Origin of the sequence: Planococcus maritimus, assembly GCF_001687625.2 — a bacterium.
In the GTDB taxonomy this organism is placed as follows: Bacteria; Bacillota; Bacilli; order Bacillales_A; family Planococcaceae; genus Planococcus; species Planococcus maritimus.
In genome coordinates, this window is record NZ_CP016538.2 from 1,809,596 (window position 1) to 1,832,197 (window position 22,602).

Here is a 22,602-nt window from a genome sequence, read left to right on the forward strand (position 1 = left end):
AGAGAAACGGAAGGGCGAGCAGCCCTTCCGTTTTCTCGTTTATTTTTTTGGACGCTCTCCCCAGAATTGGAACAGGTCCGTGCGGATAAAGCCATTATACAATTTGCGTTTTTTCGTCGCTTTTTGGCCGTAGAGCTTTTCAAAGCCTTCCATTGACGACAGCATGTACACAGACCATGTCGGATATTTTGAGAACATTTGTCCCATATCGCCGATCATTTCTTCAATCACTTCGATTTCGCCGATCCGCTCGCCATATGGCGGGTTGCCGACGACGACACCGTTTTCTTCAGTGGTTGTGAAATCTGTTACTTGGCGTTGTTGCAAGCGCACAAGTCCAGCAAAGCCGGCCTCGATGACATTTTCTTCAGCAATTTGGATCATTCGGTGGTCGATGTCCGTACCGAGGATATTCAGCGGCTGGTCATAATCCGCTTGTTCTTCCGCTTCTGCGCGAACTTCATCCCAAATCTTAGAGCCAATCCATGGCCATTGTTCACTATCGAATTCCCGGTTGTACCCTGGCGCGATGTTCTGCCCGATCATCGCCGCTTCGATAACGATTGTCCCTGAACCGCAGAATGGGTCGACAAATGGGCGGTCCGGGCTCCAGCGAGACAATTTGATCAGCGCTGCCGCTAAAGTTTCCTTAAGCGGAGCTTCACCTTGTCCGACGCGGTAACCGCGTTTATGAAGTCCAGCACCGCTTGTGTCGATCGATAATTGCACTTTATCTTTTAAGATCGATACTTCAATTTTAAAGCGCGGGCCTGATTCATCCAAGAAGGCATTGCGGTGATAAGCTTTTTTCATGCGTTCAACGATGGCTTTTTTAACGATTGATTGACAAGTCGGCACGCTGTGAAGCTTCGATTTGACTGATTTCCCTTGTACCGGGAATTCGGCGTCGACCGGCAAATATTTTTCCCATTCGATTGCTTTTGTCTGTTCGAACAACTCATCGAAAGTAGTCGCTTCGAATTCGCCTGCGATCAATTTTACGCGGTCAGCGGTGCGTAGCCAAAGGTTGGTTTTCGCAATGTCCCGTGCCGTGCCTTCGAAAAATACTTTCCCATTATCTGTCGTCGTTTCGTATCCAAGTTCTTTCACTTCATTCGCCACGATGGATTCAAGTCCCATTGCGGCAGTGGCCAGTAATTTGTAGCTAGTCATAACAACTTCCTTTCTGTGTTCATGCCTCATTTGCATTTTTTTGTTTGGCATGAGCGTTTTCGATATGCGCCAGCCAATGCTTTAGTAAGTTTTGCCGTTTTCAATTTTCTTTGTTCATATGAAGAAAGGCTCCCCGACAGGAGAGCCTTTCAAAAAGATAAGTTAAGACCATTCAAAATTCTATAAGCCATGTTTTGTCTCCGCGTACTCAAACAGCCGAAGCCTCGTACTAGCGGATGGCAATCATCTATCTGCAGATTCACTCCGCCTCTTCCGTCGGTTCAATTCCCTTGGAAAAGTGCCCCTACCATAATTTGGGTTTCTCACTCGCGGGGTTTACCTCGTTCCACCTGCATAGTTTCCTAGACAGCTCCGTCACTGTGGCACCTTCAGGGTATTTCGGCCATATCCGAAGACTTAGGCGTTCTACCCGCCGTCAGCATAAATGCTGCCCCAGCTTATTGTTTCGCTGGGCGCGATCACTACGGTCATCTCAGATCCGTGTGAGCATGGACTTTCCTCTCCCGCCTCTAGTGCGGGAGCGATTGCCAGAATTTTAAATGGCTAACTAAGTATACGCTATTCGGCTATCGTTGACAAGTCTGTTAGCGATTATCGAGTTTATTGCCGAACACATGATTTTCTAAATGGGACAATCTGCGCAAAATATCAAAATTGGTCGTTCCAGGGGCGGGAGTCGCTTGCTTTTTTGGCGATTCTTCCAGCTCTGCGCGCAAACGGCGGTTTTCGTTTTGCAATTGCTCGATTTTTTTGTTGTACAATTCATAGTCTTGAATGACTTCATCCAGGAAATGGTCTACTTCATCCTGGTTGTAGCCGCGCATAGCGGTTTTAAAGTCTTTTTCTAGAATGTCTTTTGCTGCATATTTAATGTCCATTCAAATCGTCCTTCCATTAAAAGAAACTTGGCGAAATATGTCTATTCCTTACGGCTAGTATAGCATAAGCGATATTTATCGTGTTCTGTGAACCGTAGATTCAGCGGCTTTTTTTCGTTTTTTCTCTTCCAGCCGCCATTCGCGTTTAATCAAATCGTCGGTTATCGACTTTCGAACTTTTGTGTGACTGGCTGCTTCTTTAGCAAATCCAGTCATGACAAGTGCCTGGTCAAGGTCTTTAAACTGGTGTTCATGAAGTTTCGCCAAATGCACCCATGCTTCTACTTCCAAAGGTCCACGCAGATGAGGCGCCGCTTCTTTAAACAATTGAAGCGCTTCCGCATGTTCACCTTTGCGTTTTTTCTGTACCGCCAGCAAAAAGCGAGCCAGTGCCCCTGCAGCTCCCCGTTCCAATGTGACATGCTCAAGATAAGCCGCACTTTGGTCGAATTGCTTCAAATCCGCATACCATTTGCCGATGTTCGTATAAGCACCGCTCGATTCGCTCGAGAGATCCTCCATCAGCAAATCGGAAGAGCGGATATAAAGCGACACGAGCGAAAGGATGTCCAGTTCATTATGGTACAGCACTTTCGCCAACCCTTCTGGAAATCCGCTTTTGACCGCATCAAGATAGATCGCAGGGATCAAATATCCCGGCACATCCCCGCTGCGGGCGAATCCAAGCTTCTCTTCTTCGATAACGCTGAGCTTGAGCCGCTGCAATTCATTTTTCCAGATCCGTTTCGTCCCGTGGAACAAATCGAGCTGGTGAGGGTCCGGCAACTTCGGCAATATGCCCCGGTGCATGGTCCATCGCGAATGAAGCTGCGGCCAGTCGAAACTTTTGCCATTATAGGAGAAAATCACGGAGTCCTCCGCTTGCCACAAATTCGATTCATAAAGGAATGCAGCTTCCTGGGAAGGATCCGGCATGATCCATTGGGTCATTTCAAAACTGTCCGCTTTTCTTTCCAACACACCGAGCAAGAAAATATACGCACCCGTCCCTCCGAGGCCTGTCGTTTCCGTATCAAAAAACAGCAAAGGCGCTTGTTCCGTAAGTTTAAATGGATGCTCGTAATCGGTATCTTGCCAAGCGTTAAGCACACGGTCGAGTTCACCGATTACGACGTTGCCATGGCAGTAATTGAGCGGGTACTCTATTTTTTTCTCATAGACAAAGCCGAATTTATTTTCTTTTAAGGTTAAGCCAATTTCTTTCCATTGCTCTTCGTGAGCCGGGCGTACGGGAGCCGTTTGCGCTTTTTTTGCTGCCGGTTTTTTGTTCAGCATGCCTTTCATCTGCATCAGCTTGTTTTCAAAAGACATACGCTCACCCCTCTTTCTCCAATTCCACAAGCAATTCAATGACGCGCCCTTTCATATCCATCGCTGCGTCCTGCGCCCCGATACATGCCGGGCAGCCATCGAAGCATGGGCATTCCGTAACGTGTTGCCGTGCTTTTTCGAGCAGCGGTTGCCACAAATCATAAATGCGCTCGCTGATGCCAATGCCGCCTGGGTATGAGTCATGGATGAAAAACGACGGCTGGTCATTATGCGGTGATTTCACTTGCGGCACGACATGGACATCCCGCCGGTCGCATTGCACGAATATCGGGATAAAGCTTTCGATAGCGTAAGCCGCACCGGTCATCATGTCTGATAGATCGGAATCGCTGAAATCAGCAGGCTTGTCAAAACTAAGCCAAGTCGAAGACGTATGCAATTCTTCGGCTGGCAGTGATATCGGTCCTGAGCCGATATTGTCATGCGTATCAAAGCGGATTTTCTTGAAGATTGTCGGCATGGCAAGCACCGCTACATCGCCGTAGAATACATTCGACTGATGAAGCTTGCGGTTTTTGTCTTCGCTGATGACTTTCAATTCAATCGCGAGGTTCGCGTCGGTAAAGTAATCGACATCCACCTCGCGCACATACGCTTTTTTCTCTTCCCAATCCAAAATCTCTACTTGAAACTGGGTGCCTTGGTGAAGATAAATGGCTTCTTCGTGTAAAAGCGTCATGGCGCTGAAGCGATCCATCTCGCCGATAACTCGCGTGTCAGCTGGCACTGATTGGTCGACGATAACAACATTTTCCTGTGTCGCAGAGCGCAAGGATATATCGTGCGCCGGAAAGCGGTCGCTCATCCAATGCCAACGGTCGGACGTCCGGACGAGAACGCCTTCTTCTTGAAGGTATTCAAGTAAAGACTGGACATCAAATTCGCCGTACATATCGTCTGTCGAAAACGGCAATTCGAACGAGGCGCATTTTAAATGATCCATTAGGATAATAATATTTTCCGGATGAATGCGCGCTTCTTCCGGCGATTGGTCGAGCAAATATTCCGGATGATTGATGATGTACTGGTCGAGTGCCGTTGACTGGGCGACATAGACAACGAGCGATTCGTCTTGGCGTCTGCCGGCACGCCCTGCCTGTTGCCAAGCGCTCGCGATATTGCCAGGATAGCCGGTCATGATGCACGCTTGCAATTGGCCAATATCGACGCCGAGTTCGAGCGCATTGGTCGAAACGACGCATTGAATAGAGCCATCGCGCAAGCCTTTTTCGATGGCGCGGCGTTCGGATGGCAAATAACCGCCACGGTAGCCTTTAATCGATTCATCCTGCAACTTATATTTGGTAATTTCGTTTAAATAAGTTACCAGCATTTCCACGCGTACGCGTGATTTAGCAAAAACAATCGTTTGGACGCCTTGCTTGACGAGGTAAGTTGCCAAATCCCTCACTTCAAGTACGGCACTGCGACGGACACCGAACGTCGGATGGACGATCGGCGGATTATAAAACAGGATATGTTTTTTGCCAGCTGGCGCGCCGTTCTGGTCGATCAGCTCATGGGCGGTATTGGTCAAACTTTCAGCCAGCTGCTTCGGATTGGCAATTGTTGCTGACGTACAGATAAAGACCGGGTCGCTGCCATAAAAGTTGCAAATGCGCTTGAGGCGACGGATGACATGCGCAACATGAGTGCCGAATACGCCTTTATACGTATGAAGCTCATCGATCACTATATAATGAAGGTTCTCAAAAAGAGACACCCATTTCGTGTGATGGGGCAAAATCCCGGAATGCAGCATGTCTGGATTGGTCATGACGATTTGCCCCGCTTTGCGTACTTTCGTCCGGATCGATGGAGACGTGTCCCCATCATAGGTATAGGACAGGATCGACTGCTCGGTTTTTTCGATCAAATCATGTAAATCGCTTTTCTGGTCTTGCGCCAATGCTTTGGTCGGAAATAAGTACAAGGCGCGTGCGTTTGGATCATTCAAAATCTTGTGCAGCACCGGTAAATGATAGCAATAAGATTTTCCGGACGCAGTTGGCGTGACGGCCGTGAACGACTGGCCGGACTGCGCCAAGTCAAACGCCTGGCGTTGATGGGTATACAATTGTTCGATGCCTTTTTTGCGAAGTGCCCGTTTCAGGCTCTCGTGCATCGCTTCCGGGAAATCGGCGTAACTTGCCGGTTTCTCAGGCTTTGTGTGCCAATGGTAAATACGTTCCATCATCTCCGGTTCCACTTTCCATTCTGCAAGGATTTCCGGTATGGTCTTTTTGATTCTCATTGTTTCTCATCGCCTTTTTCATCTATCGCTGTCAGCAAAGTCTGTATCGTATACTGAGCCGCTTGTATCGTTTGGACAAAACGCTTTTTGCTCGTATCCTTATAGAAACTTTGCACGAAAACTTGCCCCATGCCTTCCGCTGCATTATCGATTTGCAGCTTATGGACGTATTTCGGCCGTTCGTTGCGAATAAATAGTAACGAAGCATCTTTCCATTCCTCTATGGCAGCATGCCATTTATCGGCATACGGTTTAACGTCTTGAAAAAAATCAGGATCTGCGTCCAGCTCACGCATTTTCTTAAAACGTGAAAGACACATATCGCATTCTTCGTATAGTTTGGTTGATAATTGCTTGAGGTCCATATTCTTCCCCCTCCATAGCCATAAGTTTATCACAATCTGTCATGTCAGATACAGTTTGCCGAACAAGCATTCTTTTCAGTTGGAGATGGCACAGAAATCCGCTATTATTAGGAATAAAGTTCGGAAACCTTTCATCATATTTATCGTCTAGGAGCGTGTGATATGATAAAGTAAGCGAGGTGTATCACAAATGGCGATCAATTACCCAAACGGAAAAAAATTTTCTCCGCCAAAAGATCAACCGGTGCAGAAAAAGAAAAAAGATGTATCCTTCAGTAACCGGGGAAAAACACTTGAAGATGAGCTCAATGAAACGAATAGTTTCTATTTGCAGCGTGGCCTTGCCGTTATCCACAAAAAGCCCGTGCCCGTACAAATCGTCCGAGTCGAATACCCGTCACGAAGCGCTGCGGTCATCCGGGAAGCTTATTTCCAAGCTCCGTCGACGACCGATTACAATGGGCTTTGGCAAGGGCGCTATATCGACTTTGAAGCGAAAGAAACGGAAATCCGGACCTCTTTCCCGCTGAAGAACATTCATGAGCATCAAGTGCATCATATGGCAGACATTATCCGCCACGGAGGCCTTGCATTTCTCATCATCCGATTCTCTTCTCTCGACCGTTACTTCGTCTTGCCGTTTGAGACCCTGGAAACATATTGGAACCGCATGATCGCAGGCGGCAGGAAGTCCATGACCTTGGCGGAAGTAGAAGAAGCTTCGGTTGAAGTGAAGCCGGGCGCTTTCCCGAGAATCGATTATTTATCCGTGCTCCATCAGCTAATGACATAGCATATACATGAAAGTGAGGAAGCGCTTGTGAGTGACAAGAAAATATCGCGTGAAGAACGCAGAAAATCAATTGAACGGCAACGAAAGCATTCGAACAAACAAAAGAAATCCGGTGCTAAAACCTGGATCAAGAGAGGATTTTTGGCCATTGCCGCATTAGCGGTTGCCGGATTTTTGTTCGGGGTCGTCTTATTTGCAGTTTATGCGTCCAGTGCGCCCGAGCTCGATGAAGAACTGTTGAGAGACCCGATTAGCCCAGTATTCCTTGCCAATGATGGCGAAACCGAGATTCCTTATTTCACGGCTCAAAATCGTGAATACGTGGAATATGATGATATTCCGAAAGTGTTAGAAGACGCGATTCTGGCAACAGAAGACAACCGTTTCTATGAACACTCTGGAATCGACGTGATTCGCCTCGGCGGTGCGGTTATCGCGAACGTCACCGGCGGCTTTGGATCACAAGGTGCCAGCACCATCACGCAACAGGTCATCAAGAACTCTTTCCTGTCCAATGAAAAAACATTAAAGCGTAAAGCACAGGAAGCCTACTTGGCATTCAAGCTCGAACAAGAATATTCAAAAGAAGAAATTTTCGAGATGTATTTCAACAAAATCCTGATGTCAGGCAACACTTACGGGTTCGGTACAGCGGCACAGCAATTTTTTGGAAAACCAGCGGCGGAACTGGAACTCCACGAAGCCGCATTGCTTGCTGGCATGCCGCAAAGCCCGAACCGCTACAATCCGTTCAAGAACCCGCAAGCCGCTGAAGAGCGCCGCGATGTGGTCTTGAATTTGATGGAACAGCACGAAAAAATCGATGCTGCCCAAAAAGAAGAAGCATGGAGCACGCCAGTCGAATCGACCCTTGTTCCTGAAGATCAGCGTACTACTACAGAAGAAAGCACCGAATATACAGCATTTATGGAAATGGTCGTTGATGAACTCGAAGCGCTCGAAGGCGATTATTCGCTCGATGAAGGCTTAACAATTTATACGACGCTCGAGCCATATGTTCAAGAACGCGTAAATGAAACAATGGCATCGGACCTCTTCTTCGATGAAGATGTTGAATCCGCGATGACGATTGTCGATACGAAAACTGGCGGGATTAGTGCAATTGGAGCTGCCCGTGAATATGAAGGCGATGTGCGCAGAAACTACGCAACTTCTAGAGACCGCGTTATCGGTTCGACAATCAAACCGCTAGTCAGCTACGGACCGGCGATCGAATATTTAGATTGGTCGACTGGACAGACATTGGTCGATGAAGAATATTCCTATAGCAGTGGCCAGGAAATTCGCAACGTTGATGGCGAATTTCTTGGGCCAATGACAGCACGCGAATCCCTATATCGCTCACGCAATATCCCAGCCGTCAAAACTTTGGAAGAAGTCGGATCTGATAACGCTACTGACTTCACTAAAAAACTTGGCTTGGATTTCGGTGGAATTTTCGAGTCGGCTGCACTTGGAACACCCGAGAAACAAATTTCCTCTGTAGACATGGCAGGTGCATTTGCAGCATTCGGCAATAACGGGGTATTTACCAAACCACATACGATCAAGAAAATTGTCTTCCGCGACGGATCCACAGAAGAAGTGGTCTCTCCTGAACCAGTGACAGCGATGAAAGACAGCACCGCTTACATGGTGACGGACATGTTGCGTGATGTCGTTGACACGAGCATTGCTGGTTCAACCGGTAAAGAAGCCGCCATTAGCGGCCTCGACATGGCAGGCAAAACAGGGACATCCAATTATTCTGAAGACAAACTTCAAGAATACGGGCTTGATGCAAGTTCTGCACGGGATGTCTGGTTTGCTGGATATACAACGGATTATTCCATCTCTGTGTGGAGCGGCTATCCTGATGTTCGAACACCAATCGACACCGCTTCAGACGAGCGCTTGCTTGCACAGCGCTTATACAAACAAGTGATGAGCCAAATTTCATCACCGGAAACGGCGAGCTTCCAACAGCCGGAATCCGTGACGGAAGAAGTTATCGAAGTCGGCACAGAGCCACTCCGTTTGGCAAGTCCGTTCACTCCGTGGAGTATGCGTAGTGAAGAATTGTTTGCTAGGGGACAGAGCCCAGTACAATATCAGAGCGATTTGTGGCAGACCCTGACCGACCTTCTGGATTAAGAGCAGAAGTCAGTGGCTCAACTGCTAACTTGAGCTGGAGCCATGGTTCGGATGATGTGTCATTCGAAGTATCGGTCAACGGCGAAGTACTAACGACGACTGGCAACACCACCTATTCCTATAATGGCCTTGAAGAAGGCGTCACTTACACATTCCGTGTGGTTGCCACTCAAAATGGCAGACGCAGCGACCCTGCCTCCACCACCATCGAGATTACTCCTCCACCGGAAGAAGAACCGGTTGAAGAGCCAGAAGAAGAACCCGTTGAAGAGGAACCGGTTGAAGAAGATCCAGCTGAAGAAGAACCAGCTGAAGAAGAACAACCAGAAGAAGAACCTGCCGACGAAGAACCAGCGGAGGAAGAACCAGCTGAAGAAGAAATGGAGGATGAAGGCTCAGTCCAGACACCTGACGAGCCTATCGACACTCCTGAACAGCCGGAAGAGCCAGAAGAAGCCGATGAAGAAGCTTCATCAGGCAGCAACGCCACATCCAACGGTAATGGTAATGGAAACGGCAACGGCAATAATGACGATAACGATGACAACGGCAATGGCAACGGCAACGGTAATGATGACAACAATAATGCTAATCGCGAAGACGACGAATCGTAATCGCGCATTTCAAACAAAAGACCTGCCCCTTTAGGGCAGGTCTTTTCCAGAGTGTTGAAGAAGTCCGAAGTTCGCTCTCAATTAAAAAAAGAGAATCTTTTTCTATATCCAACAGTCAATAACCTCTCTAAGTATTTGGAGAAGCGTTCGCTCGACTCCTGTGGATCAGTGAGACGACCGAGACCCCGCAAGACGCAAAGCGGCTGAGGAGGCTTGGGCGCGAGCCCACGGAAAGCGAGCGATAAGCTTCGGAAAATACGACTTTATCACTTTCTCGACAGCCTGCAAAAGACCTACCCCTTTTAGGGCAGGTCTTTTTCTATGCAAAAACCCCCTTGGCAATAGCCAGGGGGGTGAATAATTTATTCGGCTGGGTAGCCAACTTTTGTACGTGCTATTTTTTTCTTGAGCTCCCCGAATAATTGCTCTAGTTGACGTGAGGCGGCGTGTGTACTCCTGGAGTTTTTTACAAACTCTAGCCGCTCGCTTTCATTCAAAGGGGACGGTGCCAAACTTCCAAACAAGCCATTTAAGATTTCTTGCAACGCTTCGTAAATTTCGCAGCCTTGGCTAATAAGCGTGTGACAATCACTCGCCTCTTGCCCGATGCACACTTTCAACTCACTAGATAAAATAGCCCAATCATTATAGAACGGCGAAATTGCTTGGTCAATTGACTTCCGTGACAGCATCATGTTTCACAAGTCCTTTTTTATCACGTTTTTTTCCTTCTCGGCAGCGATCAAATAACGGACATACGTGACAGCCCGGATTCTGCGCTTTGCAGTGATAGCGACCGAAAAAAATAATTTGATGATGGGTTTTCGACCAATCTTCCGCAGGGGTCTTTTTCATAATGGTTTCTTCTACTTGCAGCGGAGAATCTTTCCAACGGCATAGACCAAGGCGTTTTGACACCCGTTCAACGTGGGTGTCAACGGCTAGTGCCGGCTTGTTGAAAGCGACAGAGACAACCACATTGGCAGTCTTTCGCCCAACACCTGGCAAGGTCATCAATACATCCCGGTCTTCCGGCACACGCCCCTCATGCTGGTCAATCAATATGCGGCTGAGTGCCTGTATATTTTTCGCCTTATTGCGGAACAAGCCAATCGAACGGATATCCTGCTGCAATTCTTCCAAAGGAACCGATAGATAATCTTCCGGTGTATGGTATTTCTCAAAAAGATTCGCCGTCACTTTATTGACGAGCTTGTCGGTACATTGCGCGGATAGCAAGACCGCAATGACCAAATCGAAAGGATTGCGGTGGATCAATTCACAATGGGCATCCGGAAACATATGGTCCATTTCTTCCAGACAAGCGAGCCATTCCTTTTTCGTCATCATCCTATCACCTGCTAATTTCGCTCTTCCAGCCAATTATAGAATTGCACTTTTTTCGCAGTGCTTTCCTGCGGCTGGATGCGAATATTTTTTTCGCGGAACGAATTCGCATGCCGCGATACTTGGCTAGACGTCCGGATATTCTTTTTCTTCCACTCAAACAAGATGCGGTCGACATAGCGCAAGCTGATTTTCTGTGCGATGACGGCTTCTTTTAAAGCCATTCGTATGACTTCAGGTGTATGGCCGTCCTGGTCCATCCACATGGAAATTGTTTCGATTTCCATCGGTGATAGAAAACGCCCGAACTCTTGTTCAAACAGCTGGAAGATCTCGCCTTCCTGTTCTTTTTGTGTATGCTCTTTTTCGGTTTGCGCTTGAACTTCCAGACAATCTACGAGTTTGTCCCATAAAGGCTGAAGCGAGATCGTCTCCGTCAGCATGCCATCCGCCGTTTCCTGGCGAATCGATAAATAGCCTTGCTGCATCAGTTTCTGCAGCATTGTCGTCACGCTGTTCTGGTTGGCAGACATCCGCGAGGCGATTTCATCCGGTGTCGGAAACACGTTCCCCGCTTGTTGGAAAGAGTGGATTTGCAAAAGCATGATCGCTTCTTCGTCACTGATTTTCAAGCGTCTGTAAAACTGAAAAAAAAGCTGGGAAATGGTCACATTTCCCTGCTCAATCCATTGCTGCAATCGGTCAGACTGTTTCATATCCCAACCACCTTTCTGTATGAAAATTTCTAGCTGTCTAAGTCTATCAGGATATTCTCTGCTGAGTCAAAATCCCGCAGAACGGGACTTGCCGCAGCTTTGGTAATGGCTATTTATTATGGGTACAGACGGTTCAACAAACGCGGGAATGGAATCGACTCACGAACATGTTCTGCCCCGCTGATCCAAGCGACTGTGCGTTCAAGGCCCAGGCCAAATCCGGAATGGGGCACTGCGCCGTATTTGCTAAGGTCCAAATACCATTCGTAGGCGGCTTCATCCAGATTATGCTCTTGGATGCGTTGTTTCATTAATTCGTACTCATGAATCCGTTCAGAGCCCCCAATGATTTCCCCGTAGCCTTCCGGCGCAATCATATCAGCGCATAGAACGACGTCGTCGCGCTCTGGGTGCGGCTGCATGTAAAACGGTTTGATGCCAATTGGGTAATGGGTGATGAAGATCGGCATATCGTAGCTTTCTGCCAATGCCGTTTCATGTGGTGCCCCAAAATCTTCGCCCCATTTGATGTCATCGAATCCATTGTCGTTGAGCCATTTGATCGCTTCGTCGTAGGTGACGCGCGGGAATGGCGCTTGGATTTTCTCCAGTTTCGATGTATCCCGGCCTAGGCGCTCTAGTTCAAGCTGGCAATTTTTCAAGACCGATTGCACGATATGTGACACATATTGCTCTTGGACTTCCAAGCTCTCAGCGTGTTCCACAAACGCCATTTCCGGCTCGATCATCCAGAATTCGATCAAGTGACGGCGGGTTTTCGATTTTTCTGCGCGGAATGTCGGGCCGAATGAGAATACTTTCCCAAGTGCCATTGCGGCGGCTTCCATGTAAAGCTGGCCGGATTGCGACAAATAAGCATCTTCATCGAAGTATTTCGTCGCAAACAATTCCGATGTGCCTTCCGGAGACGATCCCGTTAAAATCGGCGGATCCACTTTGACAAAGCCATTGTCATTAAAGAATTCATAAGTGGCACGGATGATTTCATTGCGGATTTTCATGATGGCATGCTGTTTTCTTGAACGCAGCCACAAATGACGATTGTCCATCAAGAATTCAGTGCCGTGTTCTTTCGGCGTAATTGGGAAATCTTTTGCTTCATGGATCACTTCAATATCTGTAATTGCTAACTCATAGCCAAAAGCTGAGCGTTCGTCTTCTTTTACTTCACCTGTTACATACAAGGAAGTTTCTTGAGTCAATGCTTTCGCTTTGGCAAAGATTTCCTCGCCCGCTTCTGCTTTGACGACAACTCCTTGTACAAATCCTGAGCCATCACGTAATTGAAGAAAGGCGATTTTACCGCTTGAGCGCTTGTTAGCGACCCATGCGCCAAGTTTAATGGTTTGTCCGTTATGTTTTGCCATTTCGGCGATAGTGATTTTTTTCATCTGTCAAATAGCCTCCAAATAATTATTGCTTATTCTTTCCAATGCTTGTGGACGAATTGGCTGATGCGTTCGACTGCCTGCTCCAATAATTCGAGCGATGTCGCATATGACAAACGGATCGTCGAATGTGCGCCAAATCCTGACCCCGGAATCACAGCCACGTTCGCTTCTTCAAGCAAGGCTTTCACAAAGTCGTCGACTGAATCGAAACCGGTTTTTGCCGCTGCTTCCGATACATCCGGCAGTAAATAAAAGGCCCCTTGAGGACGTAAAACAGTGAATCCCGGGATTTGCTCTAGCTTAGGGAAAATTGCTTCTAGGCGACTTTCAAAAGCCCGCCGCATTTCTTCAACGGCATCTTGCGGCCCGTTATATGCCTCAATCGCCGCATATTGTGACGTGGTCGTCGGATTGGAAGTCGAATGGCTCGCAAGGTCCGTCATCGCTTTAATCAAATCCTTGTCCCCGGCCGCGTAGCCGATGCGCCATCCCGTCATCGAATGCGATTTCGACACGCCGTTGATGATGACGGTACGGTTTTTGGCATCTTCCGACAGTTCTGCGATGGAAGTATGCACCGCATCCCCATAAATCAATTTCTCGTAAATTTCATCAGACACGATTAAGATGTCCGCTTCGCGGCATACTTCTGCCAATGCTTCGAGCTCTTCTTTTGTATACAGCATGCCAGTGGGATTGCTTGGTGAGTTAACGATAACAGCTTTCGTCCGATCAGTAATTGCTTCACGCAATTGTTGTGGAGTGATTTTATACGATTGCCCGGCCGTTGCTTCTATGTACACCGGTGAGCCCCCTGCCAATTTCACTTGTTCCGGGTAACTGACCCAATAAGGAATCGGGATGATGACTTCATCGCCTTCATTTAACAATACTTGGAAAAGCGTATAAAGTACATGCTTCGCCCCGATGCCAACCAAAATTTCGTTTTTCTCATAGCTCAAGCCTTGGTCACGCTGCAGTTTATCCTGTATAGCTTGCTTTAAGGCAGGCAACCCGCCCGCTGGCGTATATTTCGTCTTACCTTCATCCATGGAGCGCTTAGCCGCATCCAGTATGTTCTGGGGTGTATTGTAATCCGGCTCTCCTGCACCGAGCCCGATTACGTCAACGCCTTGTGCTTTTAGTTCATTCGCTTTTGCCGTAATCGCCAAAGTTGTAGATGGCGTTAAGCTTTGTACGCGGTCTGCTAATTTCAACAAATTGATCAACCCTTTCACAAATTCAATATGCGTTTCCACCAAGTGCCGTCTTCAGCTAAAAGATAGACGTAGTTCAAGCGACCCGCTTCATTCAAAAAGGCGATCTCCCATACGGCTCCGGCACTTTCTAAGCCAAGCTTCGTATGAAGGATTTCTTCGACTTCCATATCTTCCTGAACGATTTCGCGCGCTTGTTGAGCGGTCACTTGGTCTTCGAGCATCAACGCTTCCATTTCTCCTTCTTCTGGAACAAAGGCCGCTTTGATCTTGCCTTCACCGTCCGTTCCTAGAACCGTCACGGACTGAGCCGAACTGGAATAGACATATGCCCGCTCCACTTCATCGAGCAAGCCTTCTGCTTCCACTTTTTCAATGGCCGCTTGTTCCGCTTCCGAAAACGGTTTATTGCCGAGAAATAAAATGACTAGCACAATGGCAACAGCCAAAAAAGACAGGAAAACGATGATGAATTTCATCCACTCTTTCATATAATCACCTAGGTTTTATAAATTGTGAAAACCGCTTTTGTCTGGTCGTCTTTATCAAGCGCCAGGCCAAACATTAAATCACGGTCTTTCAATGTCCGGTTCAATGCATCGACCACTTTGTACAAATCGGATTGATAATCGACTTGTACCGTGTTTAATACTTCGATCTTGGATTCCATTGTTCGGCACTTCCTTTCGATTGAAGGAACCATTCGTCCCTCTTTATCCTTGCTTATTATACCAATGTTCAATATCGGTTACCATCTTTTCCAAAGACACTTTGGCGACCGGCACATCCGGCAAGGCATGCAGAAATTCCTCACCGTACGATTTCGTTTCGATCCGGCGGTCCAGCACAATGAATAAGCCTTTATCCTTTTTCGAGCGGATCAGCCGGCCGAATCCTTGGCGCAAGCGCAATACCGCTTCCGGCAAGGCGTAATGCATAAACGGATTGATGCCTTCTTTAGAGATGATCCGTGATTTCGCTTTGAAAACAGGCTCTTCGGGTGAGGTGAAAGGCAGCCTGACGACAACGACAGCTCGCAGCGCGTCTCCCGGCACATCCACACCTTCCCAGAAGCTATTGGTCCCGAACAGCACCGATTTCTGGAAGCGCTGGAATGATTTCAACAACTTCATGCGGCTGCCTGAAGACATGCCTTGTGCAAACAACATATAATCATCAAGCAGCTGGGAATCTTGTATTAAATCGACCGTTTTTCTGAGCATATCCTGCGAGGTAAACAAGACAAAACAACGCCCTTCCGTGACAAGCACCGTCTGGGTGACGGCATCGGCGACCGATTCGATGTATTCCTGCTGGGAAACTTGCTGGATATCTGGCATGTCTTCAACAATATAAACTTTTGCCCCGCTGTAAAATTGATCGGCAGGTTCGAATTTATCGATCGGCACATGTCTCGGGATGCCGAGCTGGTTAACGATAAAGCGTTCGTTGGATGGGACACTCATCGTACCCGATAACCAAATGATCGCCTTTTGACCTCTTGCCTCGCCGATAATGTTGTCGACCAGCGACGCCACTTCATAGGGCCGTTTGTATAGCGATAAGCTTGTCGGCATGCTGCGCAGGTCGCCTTCGATCCAAGACACTTCATCTTCTTTCGGGAACAGGAAGATTTCACTGAACTCCACTGCTTTCAACATCATCTCTTCAGTCCAATAACGGAAATCGGCGATCACGAGCCTTTCGTTCATCGTCAGTTCCGTAAAGCGCTCGGCTTTTTGCAAGATCGTCTGTGCGATATCGATCCAGCTATTCAACAAGCTCAGAAAATCCATGAAACGTTCGCGTTCAAAATCCAATTCATCTAATAATGAAGCGCATTTGCGGGTACGGCTATTATGGAATTTGTTTTGGAAGGCTTGAGCGAGATAAAGCGTGATTTCATCGAATAGACCGGTGTACTTCAAATACAAGGATTCCATTTGCAATAGTTCTGGCACTCTGGCAAAGCCTTGAGTTTCAGCGACTCGATAAAATTTTGAAAATAATTGATTTTCGTCATAGCTGCCCAATTGGCCGAACACATAGCGCCATTGCGTGTAGACAAAGGTTTTTTCTTTATGAGCCACAGCTGCCTGTACGACTTGGTGCGCTTCATCCCATATATAAGCATCGACATTTTTCAAAATGGACCGCTTTTGGTTATGCGGATTCAATAGGAAGGCGTGGTTAGTGACGATGACATGTGCGCTTTCCGCTTCTGTCAACGCATGCTCGTAAAAGTCGACCGTTTTTTCAAGACGTGTCAACTTTCTCATATGCGAGCGGCGTACTTTATCGACTAGCAACTGCCCGCCGCTCGATACGTTCAGTTCATTTAAATCTCCGGTCCTGGTCGAAGTTAACCAAACCATCATCTGCATGATCGTGAAGGTTTCGTCGTATGACTCATCCTCCCCGTGGAGCAATTCGAAAAAGCGGCCCAAATCGATGTAATGGGACAGTCCCTTGATAAGCGCTACGCGAATATTAGCGCCGAGAAATTCTTCGGCGAGCTTTACTTCTTTGGAGACGAGCTGGTCTTGCAGATGGGTGGTGTATGTACTGATAATCACTTGTTTGCCGGAATCTTTGGCATAAGCCGCTGCTGGCAATAAATAACCAAGCGTTTTACCCATTCCGGTCGAGGCTTCAATGACCAGTTCACTCTGTTCATGGATTGCCTGATCCACCGCTTCCATCATCGCGACTTGGCTTGGGCGCTGTTCGTACTCCGGCTTGACCATCTCCAGCCCTTTTCGCCATTCTGTCTTTTGTGGTGTATCACTCGAGACTTGTGCTCGCTCCGCTTTCGGGACAATTGGAATGCCGCGAAAACGGCCATATCTATCGGCTTGTTCGTTGCGCTTGTGCTGAGTAATCTCAAACAACAAGCGCGATAAGTCCGATTTCAATTGGAAAGATCGCTTATGCAACAGGACAAGTGTGTCGTAAGGAAGTTCACCCAGCGCCTGTTTCGCCTGCAGGAATAATTCGGCCGTCGCCAAGGCATCGTCATCGGCACGGTGTGCATTCGTTAAGCTAATGCCTTGTTCGGCTGCAATGTCCTGCAATTTATAACTGAAGGCTGTTGGATAGACGAGTCGCGCGAGTTCCACGGTATCCATGGCCAGCCCTTGCCATTTCGGCATGCCGGCACGGCTCAGTTCCGCTTGCAAAAACGGCAGGTCAAAGTGAATATTATGGGCGATGAAAATGGCGCCTTCTAATTGTCTGTAGACTTCCTCAGCATAGGCTTCAAATGGCTCGGCATCTTCTACATCGCGCTCTGTAATATTGGTCAAATCTTGTATGAACGCTGGAATTTTCCGCTGCGGATTGATGAATTTCGTATATGTATCAACAATTTCACCTTGTTCGATCGTCACCATCGCCAATTGGATGATCCGGTCACCTTTTGCAGGGGAATGGCCCGTTGTTTCGATATCGACAACGACATATTTTTGGGAATTCATGATAACCCCTCTTTCTCAGGTGATTCTCTCAGGAAAAATTGTAACATATTCGCCCGCTGTTCGCCGGCAGGAGCACAGCAAAATAAAAAACACGCCGACAAGGGCAACTTTCCCTTTTCGGCGTATTGGTGTGCTACCCCTTACATAACCGTCGCTTCTGGTTCGTAATGGATGATTTCTTTAATCGAGTTGTCTGTATCCATGATCGCTACAGTTGGCTTATGGCTAGGGGCATCTTTGTCCATAACATAACCGTAAGACAAGATGATGACGATGTCTCCACGCTGTACGAGGCGCGCTGCAGCCCCGTTGACGCAGATGACGCCGCTGCCGCGTTCTCCGGCGATGATATAGGTCTCAAAGCGGGCGCCGTTATTATTATTGACGATATGGACTTTTTCATTCGGCAGCATGCCGACTGCATCCAATAGGTCTTGGTCGATCGTGATGCTGCCCACGTAGTTCAAATCGGCTTCAGTTACCGTCGCACGGTGGATTTTGGAATTGAGCATCATTCTAAGCATAAGTCAGTTCTCCTTTAAGTTGAAAATGATATTGTCGATAAGCCGGGCTTTTTGGAATTGGACAGCGAGCGCAAGAATGGCCTGCGCGTTTGGTTCTTGCTGTAAATCGGGATAACTTAGCAGTTCAATGTAGTCGAGCGTGCCGGATGTTTCCGATTCGATCAAGCGGATCATTTCCAGAATGGGATCTTGTCCCTCTCTTGCGTCTTTAACACCACGCTGCAGGGCTTCGTAAAGTTTCGGCGCTTCTATGCGTTCCGCTTCACTCAAGTATACATTGCGCGAGCTTTTAGCCAGGCCGTCCTGTTCACGCACCGTCTCGACGCGCCGGATTTGCAGGGGAAAATTGAAATCCCTGACAAGCGACTCGATAATCGCCATTTGCTGGGCATCCTTTTGCCCGAAATACGCGGCGTCGGGTTGTAGCAGATGAAATAATTTTGTCACCACTTTTAACACGCCGTCAAAATGTCCCGGGCGGCTCTTGCCGCACAAGACATTGGCAAGCGATCCCGCACCCATCGTGATCTGTGTTTCATTCGGGTACATTTCTTCTACAGACGGGGCGAATATTAAGTCAACGCCTGCTTTTTCAGCGAGCATGCTGTCCCGCTCGAAATCACGAGGATACCGGTCGAAATCCTCATTCGGGCCAAACTGAGCCGGATTGACAAAAATGCTCATCGCCACGACGTCGGTTTCCGCTTTTGCGGCTTCTACTAGCGCCAAATGACCTTCGTGTAAGAAACCCATCGTTGGGACCAATCCAATCGACTGTCCACTTTGTTTTGTGCTCCGGATCCATTCTTTCAAGTCTAGAACCGTGTTTACGACTTGCATATGCGTCTTCCTCTCCTTTATAGGAGAAAACCATATAAAAATCCTTCTGTCAGAAGACAGAAGGACAGAAAATTCCAATTCGGTTTCCTCCGTCCCTGTCACGTCATGATCAAGGCAGAATCGTATTCATTTATGGCTTGCTGTGCTGTTGCGGTGCAGTTCACATCGGATACCGCCCACTCTTTTCACTATAGCAGAATTCCTGAAAAATGCCTATATCCATCACTTCAATTCAATATCAGCCGAATAGATGCCATGTAGCTTACCGTCCGCTGTGCGGAGCTGCAAGACACCATCTTCTGTGATGCCTTCTGCAATGCCTTCTAATGTTTCGCGTGTCATGCGGGCACGAACAGCTTTGCCGATCGTAGCAGAATGCCCTTCCCACAATTCTTTTAACGGGCCGAATCCTAATTCAATATACATTTCGGTATAAATTTCAAGATAGCGCAGGATTTCCTGCACTAGCTTTCTGCGGTTTACCGCTTGCCCGGACTCGAGTCGCAGCGAAGTGGCAATTTCCTTTACAGCAGCGTCAAAATCTTCGTGTTCTTGATTGACATTGACTCCAATCCCGATGATCAGCGCTTGAATGCCGTCAGCGTCCGATTGCAGTTCTGTCAGAATGCCTGTCGCTTTTTTGCTCCCAAACAAGATATCGTTTGGCCACTTGATCGAAGCTTCCAATCCCGTGATGGATTGAATCGCCCGCACAATCGCGACCGCGGCGACCAAGGTAAATTGCGGCGCTTTATGAGGTGGAACATCCGGGCGCAAAATGATGCTCATCCAGATCCCTTGGCCTTTAGCAGAATCCCATTTCCTCATTAGACGGCCTCTGCCTTCTGTCTGCAAATCTGCAATGACGACCGTCCCGTCCGGCGCGCCCTCTTGCGCCAATTGATGCGCAACGATTTGAGTAGAGGCGCATTGCTCCAAATACTCGATTCGGCTGCCGAGCCGGTTTGTCTTGAGCCCCGATTGGACGAGGAACGCTTCTAAGCTATCCGGACTTTTTTGAATGCGGTAGCCTTTTTTACGCACCGATTCAATTTCATAGCCCATTTCTTCGAGCTCTTTCATATGCTTCCAAATCGCCGTTCGTGAAACTCCAAACTCTTCGGCCAATTGCTGGCCGGAGACCGGTTGATCCCCGGCTTCTAATAGCCGCGTCGCCAATTTATGCGTGACGGTGATATTCATCTATGAACCAGTCCTTTATGTGTTCTTTATCATTGGCCAAGCGGCGTTCAACCACAGCTTTTTCAATCAATAAGGTCCATTCTTTCAGCCATGGGCCTGCTTTTTTTCCTGACCATTCTATCAAGTCACGGCCATTGGCGGCTAGTTCGGATTTGGACCGAATGGGCAAGGACGCTTGTTGTTCTCTCACGGAACGTCTAGCGCCCGAATCAGACTGCGCGAGCATCAATTGCCGCTCGGTGAAGCTGTAATACACCCAAGCATCCCATTCCGACAAACCTCTTGCTTCAAGGGCACGCTGTAAGTCTTTTTTATCTTGGTTGGAAAAACGGTACTCTCGCAAAGCAGCAAAGGTTTCGCCATTTTGACTCAATAAGTAGAACCATCCAGCCAATGGGTCGTCGCTGCGAAGATACCTTGACCAGTCCACTTCAAATAACCCGCCTGAAGGCAGGAATTGATTGAGACGGGTCTTGACCAAGTATCTCATGCTAATATCAGGGGCAGCGGAAACCATAACTTTGTCTAGTTCCGCCTTGATGCGTTCGATCGCAACCGACTGAATTCTCTCTGCGTGGCTTTTAATGGCATCGATCGTCTTTGGCTCTATTTGAAAATCTAATTGGCCCGAAAAGCGAATGGCCCGTAACATGCGCAAGGCATCTTCCGTGAACCGTTCTTCTGGGAGGCCGACCGCGCGGATGACACCGGCAGCCAAATCATCCCGGCCGCTGAACGGATCGATGATGGCCATTTGTTCGGTCATCGCCATCGAATTGATGGTGAAATCACGGCGCTTTAAATCTTCATGCAAAGAATTCACAAATTTCACTTTATCCGGCCTTCTATTATCTGAATAGCCACTTTCTGTGCGGAATGTAGTGACTTCTATTCCTTGCCCTTCAATGAGGATCATCACAGTGCCATGTTCGATTCCGGTATCGACCGACCGATCGAATAGGGCTTTCACCTGTTCAGGGGCAGCAGATGTTGCCACGTCAATGTCGTGCGGCATGACTCCGCGTAAATAATCGCGAACTGCCCCCCCGACCATATACGCTTCAAAGCCCGCTTCTTTTAAACAATTGATAATGTATTTGGCACGTTTCATTGCAACTCGGCCTTTTTCAGCAAACCTTCGTAAAGGGCTTCGTATTCGGCCAAAATTTTCTCTGAACCGAAGCGTTGATTTGCGGTTTCCAAAGCCTTTACAGACATTTGCCCGTGGAGTGCGTCGTCCGTTAAGATGCGGATCGCTGCATCAGCTGCCGCATCGGTGTCGCCAAGGTCCACCAGAAATCCGTTTTCGCCAGGTTCGATGATTTCTGGAATGCCGCCGATCCGTGTTCCGATGGCCGGCACACCACAAGCCATTGCCTCTAGCAAGACCAACCCAAAGGCTTCTTTTTCCGACATCAGCAATTTGACGTCACTCATGCTGTAAAGCTCTGACAGGTTGTCGCGTTTACCGAGAAATAACACTTCTTGGTCAATCTGGAGGTCTTTTACTTGCTGATGGATGCCGCTCATCTCAGGCCCGTCGCCGACCAGCAATAGTTTGGCCCCGACCGCTTTTTGCACTTTCGCAAAAGTAGCAACGACGTCTTCCACACGCTTAACTTTGCGGAAGTTCGAGACGTGAATCAACACTTTTTCGTTCGCTGGAATGCCCAGTTCCTGCTTCAATTTAGCGGAATCACGCTGATAATACTCCCGTTCATCGACAAAATTGTGGACCGTTTCAATCTGTTTATCCGGCGCTATCATGTCATAGGTTTGCTGTTTCAAGGAATCCGAAACAGCCGTTACGACATCGGATTTCTCGATGCCGTAACGAATAGCATCTTTTAACGAACTGTCGGTGCCGAGTACCGTAATATCGGTGCCGTGCAAAGTCGTGACAATGCCGATATCAGATCCTGCCATATCACGGCCCAATATCGCGCATACAGCATGAGGAATCGCATAATGAACATGCAGCAAATCCAATTCCTCATTTTTGATGACTTCAGCAATTTTCGTCGCCAGCGCAATGTCATACGGTGCGTATTGAAACACCGAGTAACTATTAACATCCACTTGGTGGCTGAAAATATTCGCATATAAGCCGTTTAGCCGAAACGGTGTACTGGAAGTAATAAAGTGGATTTCATGGCCTTTTTCAGCCAGCATTTTTCCTAATTCTGTTGCCACTACGCCAGACCCTCCGACTGTCGGGTAACAAGTAATCCCAATTTTCATTTTTCGCAAACTTTCTCTCCT

General features: G+C 47.9%; 21 protein-coding genes and 1 other RNA gene. 3 read left to right on the forward strand and 19 right to left on the reverse strand.

The window, feature by feature from the left end:
* Positions 1-39 precede the first annotated feature (39 nt).
* From BBI11_RS09120 to BBI11_RS09145, 6 genes are all read right to left on the reverse strand, one after another.
* Positions 40-1,173, reverse strand: a complete 1,134-nt coding sequence (locus BBI11_RS09120) for a THUMP domain-containing class I SAM-dependent RNA methyltransferase (RefSeq protein ID WP_068462595.1) — start codon at positions 1,171-1,173, stop codon at positions 40-42.
* A gap of 178 nt (positions 1,174-1,351) precedes the next feature.
* Positions 1,352-1,730, reverse strand: an RNA gene (rnpB, locus tag BBI11_RS09125) — RNase P RNA component class B.
* Positions 1,731-1,778: 48 nt separating this feature from the next.
* Complete coding sequence (gene gpsB, locus BBI11_RS09130; protein WP_068462597.1) at positions 1,779-2,072, reverse strand: cell division regulator GpsB; 294 nt, start codon at positions 2,070-2,072, stop codon at positions 1,779-1,781.
* A 75-nt stretch (positions 2,073-2,147) separates the two neighbouring features.
* Positions 2,148-3,404, reverse strand: coding sequence for a ribonuclease H-like domain-containing protein (locus BBI11_RS09135; protein WP_068462598.1), 1,257 nt, complete (start codon positions 3,402-3,404; stop codon positions 2,148-2,150).
* Between the two features lie 4 nt (positions 3,405-3,408).
* On the reverse strand, positions 3,409-5,679 hold the full coding sequence (locus tag BBI11_RS09140; RefSeq protein WP_068462600.1) for a DEAD/DEAH box helicase: 2,271 nt from the start codon (positions 5,677-5,679) through the stop codon (positions 3,409-3,411).
* Positions 5,676-6,044 (reverse strand): YppE family protein, encoded by a 369-nt coding sequence (locus BBI11_RS09145; RefSeq protein ID WP_068462602.1) that lies wholly within the window; start codon positions 6,042-6,044, stop codon positions 5,676-5,678. Before BBI11_RS09145 ends, BBI11_RS09140 begins: the two co-directional genes overlap by 4 nt.
* A gap of 190 nt (positions 6,045-6,234) precedes the next feature.
* Between BBI11_RS09145 and recU the strand changes: the two genes are divergently transcribed.
* The 3 genes from recU to BBI11_RS16615 are packed head-to-tail and all read left to right on the forward strand — an operon-like array spanning position 6,235 to position 9,605.
* Complete coding sequence (gene recU / locus BBI11_RS09150) at positions 6,235-6,837, forward strand: Holliday junction resolvase RecU (protein ID WP_068462603.1); 603 nt, start codon at positions 6,235-6,237, stop codon at positions 6,835-6,837.
* Positions 6,838-6,864: 27 nt separating this feature from the next.
* Positions 6,865-8,991, forward strand: coding sequence for a transglycosylase domain-containing protein (locus tag BBI11_RS09155; RefSeq protein ID WP_237150253.1), 2,127 nt, complete (start codon positions 6,865-6,867; stop codon positions 8,989-8,991).
* Positions 8,992-9,020: 29 nt separating this feature from the next.
* Positions 9,021-9,605: a hypothetical protein gene (locus BBI11_RS16615; protein WP_237150254.1), complete on the forward strand. Its 585-nt coding sequence runs from the start codon at positions 9,021-9,023 to the stop codon at positions 9,603-9,605.
* A gap of 362 nt (positions 9,606-9,967) precedes the next feature.
* Here the strand turns inward: BBI11_RS16615 and BBI11_RS09160 are convergent, their stop codons facing one another.
* From BBI11_RS09160 to bshA, 13 genes are all read right to left on the reverse strand, one after another.
* On the reverse strand, positions 9,968-10,300 hold the full coding sequence (locus BBI11_RS09160; RefSeq protein WP_068462604.1) for a YpoC family protein: 333 nt from the start codon (positions 10,298-10,300) through the stop codon (positions 9,968-9,970).
* Positions 10,275-10,955 (reverse strand): endonuclease III, encoded by a 681-nt coding sequence (gene nth, locus BBI11_RS09165; RefSeq protein ID WP_068462606.1) that lies wholly within the window; start codon positions 10,953-10,955, stop codon positions 10,275-10,277. Before nth ends, BBI11_RS09160 begins: the two co-directional genes overlap by 26 nt.
* An 11-nt stretch (positions 10,956-10,966) precedes the next feature.
* A complete protein-coding gene (locus BBI11_RS09170; protein ID WP_068462608.1) occupies positions 10,967-11,668 on the reverse strand; it encodes a DnaD domain-containing protein in 702 nt (233 codons plus the stop codon).
* A gap of 116 nt (positions 11,669-11,784) precedes the next feature.
* Positions 11,785-13,080 carry an asparagine--tRNA ligase gene (gene asnS, locus BBI11_RS09175; RefSeq protein ID WP_068462611.1) on the reverse strand — a complete coding sequence of 432 codons (1,296 nt, stop codon included), beginning with the start codon at positions 13,078-13,080 and terminating at the stop codon, positions 11,785-11,787.
* Between the two features lie 29 nt (positions 13,081-13,109).
* Entirely contained in the window at positions 13,110-14,300 is a 1,191-nt protein-coding gene (locus BBI11_RS09180; protein ID WP_068465705.1) for a pyridoxal phosphate-dependent aminotransferase, read from the reverse strand.
* A gap of 14 nt (positions 14,301-14,314) precedes the next feature.
* The gene (locus BBI11_RS09185; protein ID WP_237150255.1) at positions 14,315-14,776 is read right to left on the reverse strand and encodes a cell wall elongation regulator TseB-like domain-containing protein; all 462 of its coding nucleotides are present in this window, start codon (positions 14,774-14,776) and stop codon (positions 14,315-14,317) included.
* A gap of 20 nt (positions 14,777-14,796) precedes the next feature.
* A complete protein-coding gene (locus BBI11_RS09190) occupies positions 14,797-14,967 on the reverse strand; it encodes a YpmA family protein (protein WP_068462614.1) in 171 nt (56 codons plus the stop codon).
* Between the two features lie 43 nt (positions 14,968-15,010).
* Entirely contained in the window at positions 15,011-17,773 is a 2,763-nt protein-coding gene (gene dinG, locus BBI11_RS09195; protein ID WP_068462617.1) for an ATP-dependent DNA helicase DinG, read from the reverse strand.
* 140 nt (positions 17,774-17,913) lie between these two features.
* A complete protein-coding gene (gene panD / locus BBI11_RS09200) occupies positions 17,914-18,297 on the reverse strand; it encodes an aspartate 1-decarboxylase (RefSeq protein ID WP_068462618.1) in 384 nt (127 codons plus the stop codon).
* 3 nt (positions 18,298-18,300) lie between these two features.
* Entirely contained in the window at positions 18,301-19,137 is an 837-nt protein-coding gene (gene panC / locus BBI11_RS09205) for a pantoate--beta-alanine ligase (protein ID WP_068462620.1), read from the reverse strand.
* 222 nt (positions 19,138-19,359) lie between these two features.
* A complete protein-coding gene (locus BBI11_RS09210) occupies positions 19,360-20,340 on the reverse strand; it encodes a biotin--[acetyl-CoA-carboxylase] ligase (protein WP_068462623.1) in 981 nt (326 codons plus the stop codon).
* The gene (locus tag BBI11_RS09215; protein WP_068462625.1) at positions 20,318-21,451 is read right to left on the reverse strand and encodes a CCA tRNA nucleotidyltransferase; all 1,134 of its coding nucleotides are present in this window, start codon (positions 21,449-21,451) and stop codon (positions 20,318-20,320) included. Before BBI11_RS09215 ends, BBI11_RS09210 begins: the two co-directional genes overlap by 23 nt.
* Positions 21,448-22,581 carry an N-acetyl-alpha-D-glucosaminyl L-malate synthase BshA gene (bshA, locus tag BBI11_RS09220; protein WP_068465707.1) on the reverse strand — a complete coding sequence of 378 codons (1,134 nt, stop codon included), beginning with the start codon at positions 22,579-22,581 and terminating at the stop codon, positions 21,448-21,450. The genes BBI11_RS09215 and bshA overlap by 4 nt, the downstream gene beginning before the upstream one ends.
* Between the last annotated feature and the right edge of the window lie 21 nt (positions 22,582-22,602).